Consider the following 15,748-nt stretch of genomic DNA (forward strand, 5'->3'; position numbering starts at 1 on the left):
TTAGCAACTTCGTTTGAAGAATTAACCAAAATGGAAATTAAAAAATGACAAAAGCTGATATTGTAGAAAAAGTAGCTTCGGGAACCGGATTAACAAAATTAGAAACCGAAGCAATTATAGAAGGATTTCTAAATACTGTTATTCAGTCTTTACGCGAAGGCAATAGTATTGAAATAAGAGGATTCGGAAGCTATAAAACTAAGAAAAAAAATGCTCGATATGCTAGAAACCCAAGATCAGGAGTTAAAGTTTATGTCCCGGAGCATTATGTGCCGGTTTTTAAATTTTCAAAAGATTTTAAATCTGCTGTTGATAGAGGAATGAAAAATTCAGGTTCTGAAGAATAATTTGATGAAATGATAAACATGGGAAAAGAAATAAAAAAAGAAATTTCAAACTTACAACTTTTTATTACAATTTTAAGCCTTTCAACTATTGGAATATTTTTGTTAATTATTTCAGGAATTTTTGATACCCCTGAACCAAACATAATTCCGAATACAAATAATAATTTAAATCAGCAAAATCAGCAGTCCGTTGACTTAAATAAAATTAGTGAAATAAATAAACTTGAAGAAGAGTTTAAGAATAATCCAAATGATCATGAACTTTTATTGAGTTTGGGACATATGCTTAATGATAACGGATTTTATCAAAGAGCTATTGATAAATATGATCAATATTTAAAACTTCACCCCGATAATGTAGATGTTATTGTTGATATGGGAGTTTGTTATTTTGAATTAAAGAATTATAATGAATCTATAACTACAATAGAAAATGCGGTGAAATTGAATCCCAAGCATCAAATTGCAAATTTTAATTTGGGAATTGTAAATTTAGCAAATGGCAATAGCGAAAAAGCAAAAGAATGGTGGGGAAAGGCTCGTGATATTGATCCCAACTCTAACATTGGAAAAAAAGCAGAAGAATTATTAAAAACAAATAACTAGGAGCGTGTACATGCCTTGCGGTAAGAAAAGAAAACGACACAAAATGGCTACTCACAAAAGAAAGAAAAGATTAAGAAAGAATAGACATAAGAAAAAAGGTAAATAGTTTTTGCCTGCCAATTTAGCTCAGCTGGTAGAGCAACTCATTCGTAATGAGTAGGTCGGGGGTTCGATTCCCCCAGTTGGCTCGGTAATTTACCTCTTATTTGGCGGAAAAATAGAGTTTCTGCATTTAACATTTCTTTAAAATTTATTATTCTATTCTTCACTTATATCATAAATAAACTTAATAATATTTTATTAGCCAAGCCTATTATTTAATTGTACCGGCTTATAACAATAATATCTATTTAAATCCAAATAAAAACGGAAATATAAAAATCATTAGTATTGTGTAAATCATATACACAGTTAAAAATTTTGCTACTGTGATTTCAACTGTATTAAGAAACTTAATTTGGTAATAAGATCTGAATAAATCCTTTGCGATTAAAATTAAATTCATGAAAATTAATATATTGGAAATTAGAACTGCAAGTCTGTTTGGCGTAACTCCGGTTAATACGCGTGATACTATCGCAGTTAAAGCAATTGAATTAATAATGATTGCGGTAATTGCCAAAGCAAACAGAATCAGTATATTAATATTCTTGTCATTTGTTTTATTTTGTTCTGAAATCGAAAATACTATTATTGCGGTTACGATAAAAAGCATAAGATTAAAAACAATCAAAAGATTTCTATCAACTAAAAATTTATTATTGGAAAAAACAATTGTTATCAAATAGGCAATCAGCATTATTAAAATTAGCGGGGTAAAAATTCTTGCGATCACAGGAGAAATTTTACTCGTTATATCTGGATAAATTTTGATCAAATAATAAGCAACAATTGGGACGGCAGTACCGCCAAAAACTCCAATATTTTCTAAGTAGAATTGCTGAATATTCATACCTATAGCGGTAAATAACGCAAATGTAATTCCGGTAAGAAATCCGCAGGCAATAAACAATAATCCTGTCATAATCAAAAGTTCGCCGTTGAAACGAATGAACTGAAATCGTTTTTCCAAATTTTTATAATCGAAAGAAATAAATATCAAACCGAATAAACACCACATTAAAAACGGAACATGCATAAAAGTTAATAATATTGAATCACTTTTGATATTTGGGAGAAAATAAACGTAAATCACTAAGGCAAAAATTACGAGCAGATAAATAAAAATTTTCTTTCTATCGAAAATTTTATTTTGCAGGAACGTAAAAACTATTAAACCGTTAAAAACAAAAATTGCCAAATACTTTAAGTAAAAAAAATCTGCATTAATATTTGGCAATAAATTGGGAATTTTAAGAATAATTCCGGTGAAAAAAGTAATTATTAGAATCGTAAAAAAATCATACTTCGAAATTTTTATAAATTTGCTATCTTTTTCCTCAGTAAGACGTAACTTCCAAAATTTTACTAAGTCAGTATTATAATCCTTCGAAATTTCAAAAAACGAATTCGAGAAATCATTTTTATTTTTTCTATAGAGATATTCAAGCATTTCCGGATTATTTATATTTTCAATTATTTTGTTTTTCATTATAAGTCTTTTATTTGATATTTTATTTAACAAAGAGCAGAAATCATAAAGCCAATTTGTTTTTATAAATATAGTTGAATAAAGTTCTAAATCAGATTCATTAAATTATAAATTTTATAATTGTATATTAAAATAAATAAAAAGTGTCAATGCATAAGATTTTAATAATTCGCGAAGTTTATTTAAGCTTTGTAATTTCACGGTTTTTAAAAATTTCTTTTCAAAATAAAATTAATCAATTTAATATGCCGGTATTGATTTATTGCTAAATAAAATAATAATTTTATATTCATAAAATTTATTATTCCTTTATAATTAAATATGGTACGAAATTTTTAAGTGATTAAGTAGGAGGAAAATTGAAAAAATTAATTACCGTTATTTTTATATTTACTATTAGCACTACTTTGTTTTCTCAGCAGCTCGGACTTAGTTTTATGTTCGGCTACCCACAAGGAGATTTCAGATCAAACGTAGACAGAATGGGATTCGGCGGTCAATTACATGGAACTTTTTGGACGCCTACGCACGAAATGCCTTATACAATAGGGTTGGATTTGGGATATTTAGTTTATGGACAAGTAGATGAGAGAAAACCTTGGGTGGGTTTTCCTGGTGTCTACCTGAATTTAAGCAGAACAAACAGTTTGGCGAATTTTCATATTTTAATGGAAGTTAGTCCTTTTTTCGGAACAATAAGACCATATTTGGAAGGTTTATTCGGAGGATCTTACATTTTTACACAGACTTCGGTTAATGCGGATTATGAAGATGAAGATATTGCCTCTACTACAAATTATGATGATTTTACTTGGAATTACGGCGGAGGAGTTGGAATATTATTTAAAATTGCCGGTGAAATGGAAAATGTTGATGCAATTTATTTTGATTTCAAATCGAGATATTTATTTGGTACTGAAGCAGAATATTTAACGGAAAACAGCTTCCTTGGCATTGACTTAAATGGAAATCCAATATTTAAAAAGGAAAAATCTAAGACGGATTTTCTATCATTTCATCTTGGAATAATCGTAAATATGAATATACTTCAGAAGGAGTAATATTTTTTCGAAAATTTGCAAATCAATTAAATGATAGAATTCATATCAAAATTGTTGTATTTGTAAAAGAAAAAGTCAAAAAAAATATTTTATATAAGTCGATTAAATTTAAAAAACTATTCTTTTTAAAATAAACTACATCAAGTTTAGTATTTTAATTTCTTATAAGCAGTTTAACGCACTTTTAAAAAATCAAAAAAATCAAAACAAAATTCTATATCACTTCTAAGCTTTAAAAATTAATTTGACAAACAATAAAAAAAATATTTTATTTGGAAACGTTTTTTACGAATAATGTTTCCATTGTTGTCTTTTTCTACAATTTAACGAATGAAATTGATTCAAAATAATCAAAAGTTGTATAAATCGTTTCTAAATTAAAGGTTTAAAATGTTGGAAGAACAAGTAACAAAGAAAAGAATTTTAGATAAATCCCATGAAATGTTTCAAAAATTTGGCTATTCAAAAGTGACGATGGAAGAAATTGCTCAAAATCTTGGAATTAGTAAAAAAACGCTTTACAAATTTTTTTCAAATAAAAAACACATTTTAACAGAAGTAATCTCTTCGGTTAAATGTGAAGTTGAACAAAAATTTGAAATAGTTCTTTCAGATGAAAATTCAGATTTTATTCAAAAACTTCAAGGTGTTTTTGATATAATTGGTGAAAATGTAAAATATATGCAGGGTCATCTTACAAGTGATATAATTTTAAATCATCCGGAAATATGGAGTGAAATTCAAGAGTTTAAGCGTAAAAAGAGTCACGTACAATTTTCGCGTTTAATTGAGCAAGGGATGCGGGAAGGTTTCATAAAATCGGATATTTCGAGTCAGCTTACTGTTCTGGTTTACAGTGCGGCGCTCAGAGAAATAATGGTTCCCGATATATTGTCTCAAATTCCAATGTCAAAAAATCAAGTCTATCATGAAATTATAAAAATGTTGTTTGAGGGAATTCTATCTGAAAAGGGAAGATTCCGTTACATTAACTTACAGTTCGATTCAAAAGATAAATCGGAGGTATTCTAATATTGAAAACTAATATTATAAAATATTTTTTCTTACTTACATTTACTGGCTTTGCCGTAAATTATCTAAATGCTCAGGATATATTAAAATTAAATGTAAATGAAGCTATTGAGATTGGGTTAAAAAATAGTAAAATGCTTAATTCTTCTTTAGCAAGGTTAAAATCTAGCGAAGCAAAATTAAAAGAAACGGATGCTTCAAGACTTCCGTCATTAAAATTCAGCACTGGTTATACAAGATTAAGCAATGTTGATCCTTTCAGTATCACAACACCATTTGGTACTTTTAATATTTCACCGTCAATTTTAAATAATTATCAAACTAAACTTTCTTTGGCGCAGCCTATTTTTACGGGTTTCAAATTACAGAGTTTAAGTGAAATGGCTGAATATTCCGCCAGCGCGACTAATGAAGAATTTAATAAGGATAAAAACGATTTGATCTTTAATATCAGAAACAGTTATTGGGGATTATTTAAAGCTGTACAGATAAAAAAAGTCATTGATGAAAATGTTGATCAAATAAATGTGCATTTGAATGACGCAAAAAATTTACTAAATCAAGGAATGCTAACAAATAATGATATACTTAAAATAGAAGTTCAATACTATGATGCGCTGCTTCATCAAGTTGATGTAAACAACAATCTCAAACTTGCAATGATCAATTTAAATAGCATTATGGGAATATCATTAAACACCGAGATAGAAATTGAAACTCTACCGAATCAAAGTAATGAAGAATTTGATGAGTTAAATAATTTAGTGAATAATGCAATTAACAACAGATCAGAAATAAAATCTGCGAACTACAAAATTAAGGCTGGCGAAAGCGGAATTACACTGGCAAAATCAAATTGGTATCCGCAAATTCTTTTATTCTCTAATTTTTATTACAGCCGTCCAAATCCTAGAATTGTACCGGGACAAGATAAATTCAACGAAACATGGGATGCTGGTATTTCGCTCAATTGGGATGTATGGAATTGGTTTTCAACTTCGTATCAAACCGAGCAAGCAGAAGCCGTACTTACGCAGACCAGGGACGGATTAGGAATTATTAAAGATGCAGTTACACTTGAAGTTACGCAGAATTATTTAACTGTTAATCAGAATAAATTAAAAATTGATATTTCTGAAAAAGGCTTAACACAGGCAGAAGAAAATATGCGCATAATAAATGAAAAGTTTAAACTTGGATTGGTTACAAGTTCAGATGTTATTGACGCGGACGTTGCGCTTCTGCAGGCAAAAACAAATTATACAAATACAATTGTAGATTACGAATTGGCAAAAGCCAAACTTCATAAATCATTAGGTGAATAGGAGAAATTTTTAAAATGAAAAAATCAAAATATATTATTATAGCTGTTGTAATGTTTGTTGCTGTAATATTGTTATTATTCTATAATAAGAAAAAAATTCAAGCTCAGTCAAAGATCGAATATCGCGAGAAATTTTATGTGTCTGTCGCAAAAGCCGAAAGTAAAATTCCAACTGAAAATATTTCCTTAGTCGGGACCATAACGGCAAACAACGATGTGAATATTATTTCAGAGACAAGCGGCAGAGTTACTCAGGTTCTTGCTAATGTTGGTGATTATAAACAAGCTGGTTCAGTTATAGTTCAAGTTGATGATGAATTAAAGAAAGCAGCATACAGTTCAGCACTCGCAAATTATGAAAAATCAAAAAAAGATTTTGAAAGAATGCAGTCGCTGCTTGAATCAAAATCTGCTTCTGATGTTCAGTTTGACGCGGCAAAATTAGCTTACGTTAATGCCGAAAGTCAATTTATAATTGCCAAACGTCAACTGAATGATACAAAAATTACAACTCCTATTTCAGGCTATATAACCTCTCGTTTAGTAGATGTTGGTTCTTATGTAGCAAGCGGACCAAATGCAACTATGATTGCTAATGTTGTTGACATATCAAAATTAAAAGTCAAAGTTAACATTTCTGAAAAAGATGCTTTTCTTTTAAAATCCGGCGATAACGTAGAAGTGACGACTGATGTTTACCCCGATGCAAAATATTTAGGAAAAATTGCAAGTATATCATCTAAAGGAGACGAAGCGCATACATATCCTATTGAGATCTCAATTCAAAATAGGCAAGAAAAACCGCTTAAAGCCGGCATGTTTGCAAGAATTTATTTCTCCAGCCTTGTAAATTCTCATCTAATATTAATTCCAAGAGAAGCAATTGTAGGCAGCATCCGTACTCCACAAGTTTTTGTTGTAAAAGATGGAACCGCAAGACTCAGAGATATTTCGGTTGGTAATCAATACGATACTTTTGTTGAAGTAATAAATGGAGTTAATGAAGGAGACGATGTTGTGATAAGCGGTCAAAATTTAATTCAAAATAATTTTAAAGTCGAAATAGTAAAATAAAAATTCTTAGAGAAATCTAAATAGAAGTAAGGGAAAAATTAAATGACATTAACTGAAATAGCAATTAAAAGACCATCTCTTATAATTGTAATTTTTACTGCTCTTGCAGTACTTGGAATATTTAGTTTCAATCAGTTGGATTATGAACTATTGCCTAAATTTTCACCGCCAATTGTAACCGTAACAACAATCTATCCGGGCGCTTCTCCTTCCGAAGTGGAAACCGGTATAACAAAAGTAGTTGAAGACGCACTTTCCGGAATGGATAAAATTTCCGAAATCAGATCTCAATCATTTGAAGGTGTTTCATTTGTAACTATTGAATTGCTGCAGTCTGCAAATCCTGATATTGCATTACAAGATGCACAAAGAAAAATCAGCGAAGTTTTATCAAAATTTCCTAACGGCGCAAAGTCGCCTACAATCTCAAAAATAGCTATTGATGAAATACCAGTTATTCGATCGGGAGTAACTTCAAATTTACCTCCAAAGGAATTTAATACCTTTTTAAAAGATCAAGTTAAACCTCATCTTTCAAAAATTTCGGGGGTTGGACAAATAACACTGATAGGCGGTGATGAAAGGGAAATTCAAGTTAATCTTGATCGCCAAAAATTAAAATCATTCGGTTTATCAATTTCTCAAGTGGCTCAAATTGTAAAAGCGTCTAACCTAGATTTTCCCACAGGAAATATTAAAGATTCCGACGAACAATTTGTAGTTCGTGTTTCCGGAAAATTTAATAATCTAAATGAATTGCGAAATCTTGCTATTGGAGTTTCAAGAAATGGCGGCGCAATTAAACTTAGTGATGTAGCGGAAATAAATAACGGAATTAAAGATTATACAAATCACGTTAGAATAAATGGTGTCTCGACAGTCGCGTTGTTTATTTCCAAACAATCAGATGCCAACGCGGTTGATGTCAGTAAATTATCTCGAAAAAGTATTTCCGAATTGGAAGAAAAATATAAATCTATAAACTTAAAATTCAATATTGTGCAGGATGGTTCACTCTTTACAATAGATGCCGCTAATGCAGTTAAGGAAGATTTGGCAATTGCGGTTTTACTAGTTGCTTTAGTAATGCTGATGTTTCTTCATAGTATAAGAAATTCAGTAATTGTTATGATCGCAATACCTTCATCACTTATTTCAACGTTTGCGGTAATGTACGCGTTTAATTTTACTCTTAATATGATGACACTGCTAGGTTTATCTTTAGTCGTAGGTATTCTTGTTGATGACTCAATAGTTGTTCTTGAAAATATTTATCATCACATTGAAAAAGGTGAAGATAAAAAAGTTGCAGCACTTAGGGGAAGAAACGAAATTGGATTTGCCGCACTTGCTATAACTCTAGTAGATGTAGTTGTATTTCTTCCTATTGCTTTAGTTGGTGGAATCATTGGAAATATTATGCGTCAATTTGCTCTTGTTGTTGTGTTTTCAACTTTAATGAGTTTATTTGTTTCCTTTACAATTACACCTATGCTTGCTTCAAGATTTGCGAAGCTTGAACGATTGACAAGTAAAACCTTACTTGGAAGATTTGCGTTAGGCTTTGAAAAGATTTACCATATTGTAGCTGATGATTATATTAAAATTTTGAAATGGGCATTGGTAAATAGAGGTAAGGTTGTAATTGCTACAGTTGTATTATTTATTGCATCATTTGCGCTTATTCCATTAGGATTTATCGGATCGGAATTTATATCAGTTGCAGATAGAGGTGAATTTGCGGTAACGGTTGAATTGCCGCTTGGAACAAAATTGGAGCAGACAAATATAGTTTCAAGGCAAATAGAAAATATGCTTAACAATATGCCAGAAGTAGAAAAAACTTTTGTAAACGTAGGAACGTCAAGCGAAGGTCTGATAGGATTTGCGTCAAATAATATTACAGAAATAAATGTTGCGCTTGTAGAGAAAAACAAACGAAAAAAATCTACAAATGAAATGATTGCTTACATTAAAGAAAAACTTGTATTAATTCCGGGAATTAAAGCCAGAGTTAATCCAATTGGTATTTTCGGCGTTGCAAATCAAACGCCAATTCAATTATTAGTAACAGGTCCAAATTATGATGATGTAATAATTGCTTCAAAAATTGTTGAAGAAAAAGTTAAAACAGTTCAAGGAACAGCCGACGTAAGGTTATCATCCGAAGAAGGAAAACCTGAATCGAGAATTATTATTGACAGAGATAAAATGAACTTTTTGGGATTAACACTTGCTGAAGTTGGTCAAACATTAAGAATTGCGTTAACCGGTGACGATGAATCAAAATTTAGAGATGGACCAAATGAGTATGATATAAGAATTCGGCTCGATGAATTTGACAGAGCCAAAACTTCCGATTTGGAAAATATAACTTTTGTAAACCGTAAAGGGCAGCAAATTGAACTAAACCAGTTTGCGACAGTTGAACGAAATCTTGGTCCAACAAAATTACAAAGACAAGATAGAAATGCTTCGGTAACGGTTTATTCACAAGTTGTTGGCAAACCCAGCGGAAGTGTTTCGGCTGATATAGAAAACGCGCTTAAAAATGTTAAATTACCAAAAAATGTTGTCATTTCATTTTCCGGAGATGTTAAAAATCAGAAGCAATCTTTTGCTGATTTAGGACTTGCGATGTTTGCGGCAATAATCTTCACATATTTAATTATGGTTGCTTTATATGATTCGTTTGTTTATCCCTTTGTCGTGTTATTTTCAATTCCGTTGGCTATGATTGGAGCTTTTCTAGCTTTAGCTTTAACGATGAAGTCTTTGAGTATTTTTTCAATTCTTGGCGTTATAATGTTGGTTGGCTTAGTTGGTAAAAACGCAATATTGCTTGTCGATAGAACTAACGCTGTTCGTGCTGAAGGACTTAACGTTTATGACGCACTTATTGATGCCGGCAAAATGCGTTTACGCCCAATTCTAATGACAACATTTACAATGATTTTCGGAATGCTTCCAATTGCTCTCTCCGCGTCTGCGGGAGGCGAATGGAAATCCGGATTGGCTTGGGCAATTGTAGGTGGGTTAACAAGTTCTTTGGTATTAACGCTTGTTTTTGTACCGATTGTTTATTCAAAAACTGAAGAACTTAGAGTTTCAATTCCACGTTTTTTCAAAAAATTTATTCCAAAGAAACAGAAAATGGCTGAAGCGTAAATAATTTTTATTTAAGTGAAAAATAAAGGGAACTTAGGTTCCCTTTTTTGTTAAACAATTTTTAAATATTAAAAAATTTACCTCAAAAACACTTTTCAAAATTTATTTTTAAAAAAATGTAAGATTAATTTTATTTTTTTATAGGAATAAATCTTACAATTTTTTAAAAATTCTAATCAACATTAAGCAAAAGATTAAGCCAATCCGAAAATTTAAAATCTTTCTCAAAATTATAAAACGTTAAACTTACTTTTGAAACTTCAAATCTAGTAAACCTACCTTATATTAAAATATAATAAAGTGGTAAAAAAAACTTGACTTTTGAACTATAAAAGCATTATTTTTCACGTAGTGGGTAAAAGTGTTTAATATTCCCAATTAATAGGATAAGGAAATGTTTTTAGGAAGTTTTAAATATTCAATTGACTCAAAAGGAAGGGTTAGCATCCCTGCAAAAATGAGAAAATTCCTTGATCCTAAAGCTAACGATTCGTTTGTAATGACTCGTGGAACAGTACAATGTATCGAAATCTATCCAATGAATCTTTGGGAAGATCTTGTTAATGAAAAGTTGAAAAATCTAAACAACTTTGAACCCAACGATGCGCGTTTCTTAAGAATGTTTTTACAAGAAGCAGCTGAAGATAAGTTAGATACTCAAGCAAGATTGCTAATTCCGAAAAATTTAATTGACTATGCTCAAATTGATAAAGACGTTCTTATACTTGGTGCCATAAAGAGAATTGAAATTTGGAATCCAAAAATCTACGAAGAATATTTGAAGTCCAGCGAGCTATCCTTTGAAGAAGTTGCCAAAAAAGTTATGGGTGCTTGACGTATGTTGTATCATGTGCCGGTTATGTTGAATGAAACAACGGAACTCCTTACTAAAAATAACTCGGGCACATACTTTGACGGAACAATTGGTTTTGGCGGACATTCTTCAAATTTTCTTAAACATCTAAACAATAACGCAAAAATTATTGCAACGGATAAGGATATTGATGCAATAAAATACTGCGAAAAATTGTTTGAAAACGATAAAAGAATTTCAATTTATAATTCAAGCTTTTCGGAAATTAGAAACATAACACTTCTGGAAGGAATTGACGGTTACGACGGTATTTTTGCGGATCTAGGTGTTTCTTCTTTTCAATTTGATAATGCGGATTCCGGATTTACATATAGAGAAGAAGCAATTCTTGATTTGCGAATGGATAAATCGAAAGGTGAACCTGCACATAAATTTATCAATTCAGCGGAAGCAAAAGAAATTGCCGATGTTATTTATAAATATGGTGAAGAAAAGAATTCAAGAAAAATTGCAAAAACGATTATTGAAGAACGTAAACTGAATTATCTTAAATCAACGACACAATTGAAAGAAATTATTAAAAAGGTTTTACCGGAACGTCATTTAAATAAAACTTTATCAAGAGTTTTTCAAGCATTAAGAATTTACGTTAATAATGAACTTGAAGAACTTAAATTATTTTTAGAAAAATCGGTCGAACTTTTGAATAATGAAGGAAGGATTGTAATTCTGTCTTATCATTCTTTGGAAGATAGAATTGTTAAAGATTTTTTTAAGTACGAAGCTTTAAGCTGCATTTGTCCACCTGAAGTTCCGGTTTGTGTTTGCGGAAAGAAAAAAAGACTGGAAATAATTACCAAAAAACCATTAACCGCGGGTGAAAGTGAATTAAAAAGTAATTCAAGATCAAGGAGCGCAAAATTAAGAGTAGCACAGAAAATATAACAAAGCAGAAAAGTAAATTTTTTCGATATGTTACGGTGGTTCTATTCACAATAGCACCGCTTCTTTTTATTAATATGTTTGTGATAAAAGATATAAAAAATCTTAACGCCCTAAAAAATTTGAAATTAGAAGAATTGCGCGAAAAAGAAAATAAATTAGAAATAAAAAAAGTTGAATTACAGAGATTAACCTCGGAAGACGAAGTAGTGCAAAAAGCAAAAGATAAGTTTGCATTAGTCAGAATTAGTAATTTAAGCACAATTTCAGTAAGTAAAAGCCAAATTGAAAACATTAAAAATTTTGTAAATAAAAAGTATGAATAACACGCGGGCATTGATAATATCATTTTTTGTACTAATCGCATTTATTGGATTGGTTGTAAAACTGTTTTATGTTCAAGTCGGGCAGCATACTGCTTATAAAGCAAAAGCCGATCAGCAGCAAAACAGTATTCATACAGTTAAAGCTGAACGCGGAATTATTTTCGATAGAAATAAAGAAATTATGGCTTATACAAAAGACGACGTTTCTTTATTTGCCGACGCAAGAATGCTGAATAAAAGACCAAAGAACAAACTTAAAGTTGCAAAAGAATTAGCTAAAATTTTCAATACAGATGAAAATAAATATCTCAAAATGATTAGCGGCAGTAAAGGAAATATTTGTCTTGAAAGAAAAATTCCAAAAGACAAATCACTGTTGTTAAATAATTTTATTGTTGATGGTTTTTTTAAGGTTGAAGATTATACAAGAGTATATCCGTATAAAAATATAACCTCGCATATTTTGGGATATGTCGATAAACAATCTGAGGGACTTGCCGGACTTGAAAAGTTATTTAACCAAAGGCTTAAAGGCGAGGATGGTGAACTTCATATTGAAAATGATGCAATAGGACATACTGTTTCCATAAATTACGATGAATCAGTTGCGCCAGTTCCCGGCTATTCATTTATGCTAACAATAGATAAAGTGTACCAGAAAATTTTAGTTACCGAACTTACAGAAGGTGTTAAACTCTATAATGCTAAATCGGGAATTGGAATAATTGCAAATCCGCAAACCGGAGAAATTCTTGCAATGGCGAATGTTCCGGATTATGATCCGAATGAATATAATAAATTTGATGACTTTGCAAGAAGAAATAGGGCTTTAACGGATACATACGAGCCTGGCTCTACAATGAAATCAGTAGTATTGTCAATTCTGCTTAATGATAATATTGTAAACGAAAATGATCTGATTAATACAGAAAATGGAAGATATAAAATAAGAGGAGCCTTGATAAGCGATACTCATGAATTTTCTTCGCTAACTGTTAGAGGTGTTCTCGAACAATCAAGTAATATTGGAATGGTTAAATTAAGTGAAAAAATTGATAACAACGATTTCTATAAAGGATTGCGTGACTTCGGTTTTGGAAATTTAACGTCCATAGATATGCTTGGAGAAACAAGAGGAAATTTAAAGAAGCCCAATCAATTCTCAAAAATTAGCAAAGCATTTATGGCTCACGGATACGAAATTTCTGTTACACCGATTCAAATGGTTATGGCATATTCCGCAATTATAAATGGAGGAAATTTATATCAGCCGTATATTCTTAAAAAAATAATATCACCAAATGGTTCCGTAGACGAAGAGTTTGAACCGAATAAAATTAGAAATGTTATAAGTGAAGAAACGTCTCAGAAAATGAAAGATATTATGCTTGGCGTAGTTGAAAAAGGAACAGGATCAAATGCGAGACAAGATAATATTTATGTTGGCGGAAAGACCGGAACGGCGCAAAAACTAGTTAATGGAAGATATTCAAGTTGGGAATATAATTCATCTTTTATCGGATTTTTCCCGGTTGAAAATCCTAAAGTGATATGTTTTATTCTACTCGATGCTCCGCAAGTAGGAAGATACGGCGGACAAGCAGCAGCGCCGATTTTCAAGAATATAACAACTAAAATACTTGAAACTGATTTCTCAATTCCAAGGAATAAAAATAAAATTGAACGAAATGAACTAATGCAGAATTTAATGGCAGAAGTAAATATTTCGGATGAAAGAGATGAACAAATTTCATTTGCAAATGTTTCCAATGTAAAAACTGAGAAAAAAATTGATACAAAAATTAATAAATCTGTGATGCCCAATTTAACAAATAAGACTATCAGAGAAGCGGTATCTATTCTGAGCGGATTGAATATAAAATATTCAATTGAAGGTTATGGTAGAATTGTAAGTCAAACCGTAAAGCCAGGAAGTAGGATTTCATCAAAGACCGAATGTAAATTGACGGGTTCAACTTCAAACGCGGGGAATGACTAAATGTTATTAAGTAAGATTTTAAATAATCTTCCGGTCATTCAGGTAATTGGTAACTCAAATGAAATTGATATAAATAAAATTTCAATTGATTCCAGAACAACCGCTAAAGGTTCGGTGTTTATTGCGTTAAAAGGATTGAAAACGGACGGACATAAGTATATTCAACAGGCTGTCAGTAATGGTGTTTCTGCAATTGTTGTAGATGAAGAAAATTCAAATATCGACAGATTATTGGCGAGCAATAATATTGTTAAAATTCTTGTAAATAATTCAAGAACCGCATTATCGCAGTTCTCAAAAACTTTGTTTGATGATCCTTCATCAAAATTGAACCTTATTGGAATAACAGGGACCAAAGGCAAAACGACAACATCATATTATTTAAAGAATATTTTAGAAAGTTCGGGACAAAAAACAGGTTTAATCGGAACGAACAAAAATATGATTGGCGATAAAGATATTCCAACAAAATATACAACGCCGGAATCACATGTTTTAAATGAATTAATGTCCAATATGGTCAATGAAGATTGTGTCAATTGCGTTATGGAAGTCTCTTCTCACGCGGTTGAAATGGAAAGAGTTTCAAATCTTGATTTTAATATTGGCGTGTTTACAAACATTACTTCAGATCATTTAGATTATCATAAAACTTTTGAAAATTATCTAAACGCAAAAAAGAAATTTTTTACATCATTAAAAAAAGACGCGTTCATTATTTATAATAAAGACGATGAAAACAGCGGAATATTGCTGTCTGAATCAGAAGCGGAAAAAGTCTCATACTCATTGAACTTAACTTCCGACTTAAAAATTAATGAACTGGAATATGATCTTGATGGTACAAAATTCGATTTAACATTTCGGAATAAAAATTACTCAGTAATAACCAAATTGATTGGAAAGTTTAATGCCTATAACGCAGTTGCCGCAATAGGAGCAGCATTATATTCAAATGTGCCGATAGAAAAATCAATTGATGGAATTTACTCTACAATTCAAGTTCCGGGCAGATTTGAAGTCATTTCTTCAAAAAATAAAAAAGTGATAGTTGACTATTCTCATACTGCGGATAGTTTGCAGCAAGCGCTTGAAGCAATACATCATATTGTTAAAAATGATAGACCAATTTATACTGTTTTCGGCTGCGGCGGAGATAGAGACAAAACAAAAAGACCAATTATGGGGAAAATTGCCGTTGAAAACAGCAAATTTGTCTTTATAACTTCAGATAATCCGCGTTCGGAAGATCCGTACGATATTATTAAAGATATTACCTCAAATATTAATACGAAAAATTTTAAAGTAATTGAAGATAGAGAAACAGCAATAAAATCAGCAATTAACGAAAGTGAAGAAAATGCTGTAATACTTATTGCCGGGAAAGGACACGAAAATTATCAGGAGATCAGCGGAGTAAGAAATTATTTCTCCGATAAAGAAACCGCTGAAAAATATTTATAA

General features: G+C 31.0%; 13 protein-coding genes and 1 tRNA gene. 13 read left to right on the forward strand and 1 reads right to left on the reverse strand.

The annotated features are described in order from the left end of the window. The first annotated feature begins 44 nt into the window (after positions 1–44). From IPK06_15965 to IPK06_15975, 3 genes are all read left to right on the forward strand, one after another. The gene (locus tag IPK06_15965) at positions 45–347 is read left to right on the forward strand and encodes an integration host factor subunit beta (protein ID MBK7981468.1); all 303 of its coding nucleotides are present in this window, start codon (positions 45–47) and stop codon (positions 345–347) included. Positions 348–365: 18 nt separating this feature from the next. Beyond that, positions 366–953 carry a tetratricopeptide repeat protein gene (locus tag IPK06_15970; GenBank protein ID MBK7981469.1) on the forward strand — a complete coding sequence of 196 codons (588 nt, stop codon included), beginning with the start codon at positions 366–368 and terminating at the stop codon, positions 951–953. Between the two features lie 115 nt (positions 954–1,068). Further along, positions 1,069–1,141: transfer RNA gene (locus tag IPK06_15975), tRNA-Thr, on the forward strand. A 158-nt stretch (positions 1,142–1,299) separates the two neighbouring features. Here IPK06_15975 and IPK06_15980 read toward each other — a convergent pair. Further along, complete coding sequence (locus IPK06_15980) at positions 1,300–2,544, reverse strand: DUF4153 domain-containing protein (protein MBK7981470.1); 1,245 nt, start codon at positions 2,542–2,544, stop codon at positions 1,300–1,302. A 359-nt stretch (positions 2,545–2,903) separates the two neighbouring features. Here IPK06_15980 and IPK06_15985 point away from each other — a divergent pair, with 359 nt between their 5' ends. The 10 genes from IPK06_15985 to IPK06_16030 all read left to right on the forward strand — a co-directional run bounded on the left by IPK06_15985 (position 2,904) and on the right by IPK06_16030 (position 15,748). Beyond that, positions 2,904–3,605 carry a hypothetical protein gene (locus tag IPK06_15985; GenBank protein ID MBK7981471.1) on the forward strand — a complete coding sequence of 234 codons (702 nt, stop codon included), beginning with the start codon at positions 2,904–2,906 and terminating at the stop codon, positions 3,603–3,605. Positions 3,606–3,995: 390 nt separating this feature from the next. After that, positions 3,996–4,637, forward strand: coding sequence for a TetR/AcrR family transcriptional regulator (locus tag IPK06_15990; GenBank protein MBK7981472.1), 642 nt, complete (start codon positions 3,996–3,998; stop codon positions 4,635–4,637). Between the two features lie 2 nt (positions 4,638–4,639). After that, positions 4,640–5,962: a TolC family protein gene (locus IPK06_15995; GenBank protein ID MBK7981473.1), complete on the forward strand. Its 1,323-nt coding sequence runs from the start codon at positions 4,640–4,642 to the stop codon at positions 5,960–5,962. 14 nt (positions 5,963–5,976) lie between these two features. Then, positions 5,977–7,035: an efflux RND transporter periplasmic adaptor subunit gene (locus tag IPK06_16000; protein ID MBK7981474.1), complete on the forward strand. Its 1,059-nt coding sequence runs from the start codon at positions 5,977–5,979 to the stop codon at positions 7,033–7,035. Positions 7,036–7,077: 42 nt separating this feature from the next. Further along, entirely contained in the window at positions 7,078–10,203 is a 3,126-nt protein-coding gene (locus IPK06_16005) for an efflux RND transporter permease subunit (GenBank protein MBK7981475.1), read from the forward strand. A gap of 394 nt (positions 10,204–10,597) precedes the next feature. Further along, on the forward strand, positions 10,598–11,038 hold the full coding sequence (gene mraZ / locus IPK06_16010; GenBank protein ID MBK7981476.1) for a division/cell wall cluster transcriptional repressor MraZ: 441 nt from the start codon (positions 10,598–10,600) through the stop codon (positions 11,036–11,038). 3 nt (positions 11,039–11,041) lie between these two features. After that, positions 11,042–11,962, forward strand: coding sequence for a 16S rRNA (cytosine(1402)-N(4))-methyltransferase RsmH (rsmH, locus tag IPK06_16015; protein ID MBK7981477.1), 921 nt, complete (start codon positions 11,042–11,044; stop codon positions 11,960–11,962). 119 nt (positions 11,963–12,081) lie between these two features. Continuing rightward, the gene (locus tag IPK06_16020) at positions 12,082–12,285 is read left to right on the forward strand and encodes a hypothetical protein (protein ID MBK7981478.1); all 204 of its coding nucleotides are present in this window, start codon (positions 12,082–12,084) and stop codon (positions 12,283–12,285) included. Beyond that, positions 12,278–14,284: a PASTA domain-containing protein gene (locus tag IPK06_16025; GenBank protein ID MBK7981479.1), complete on the forward strand. Its 2,007-nt coding sequence runs from the start codon at positions 12,278–12,280 to the stop codon at positions 14,282–14,284. The genes IPK06_16020 and IPK06_16025 overlap by 8 nt, the downstream gene beginning before the upstream one ends. Then, entirely contained in the window at positions 14,285–15,748 is a 1,464-nt protein-coding gene (locus IPK06_16030) for a UDP-N-acetylmuramoyl-L-alanyl-D-glutamate--2,6-diaminopimelate ligase (protein MBK7981480.1), read from the forward strand.

The organism is Ignavibacteriota bacterium, assembly GCA_016713565.1.
GTDB lineage: Bacteria > Bacteroidota > Ignavibacteria > Ignavibacteriales > Melioribacteraceae.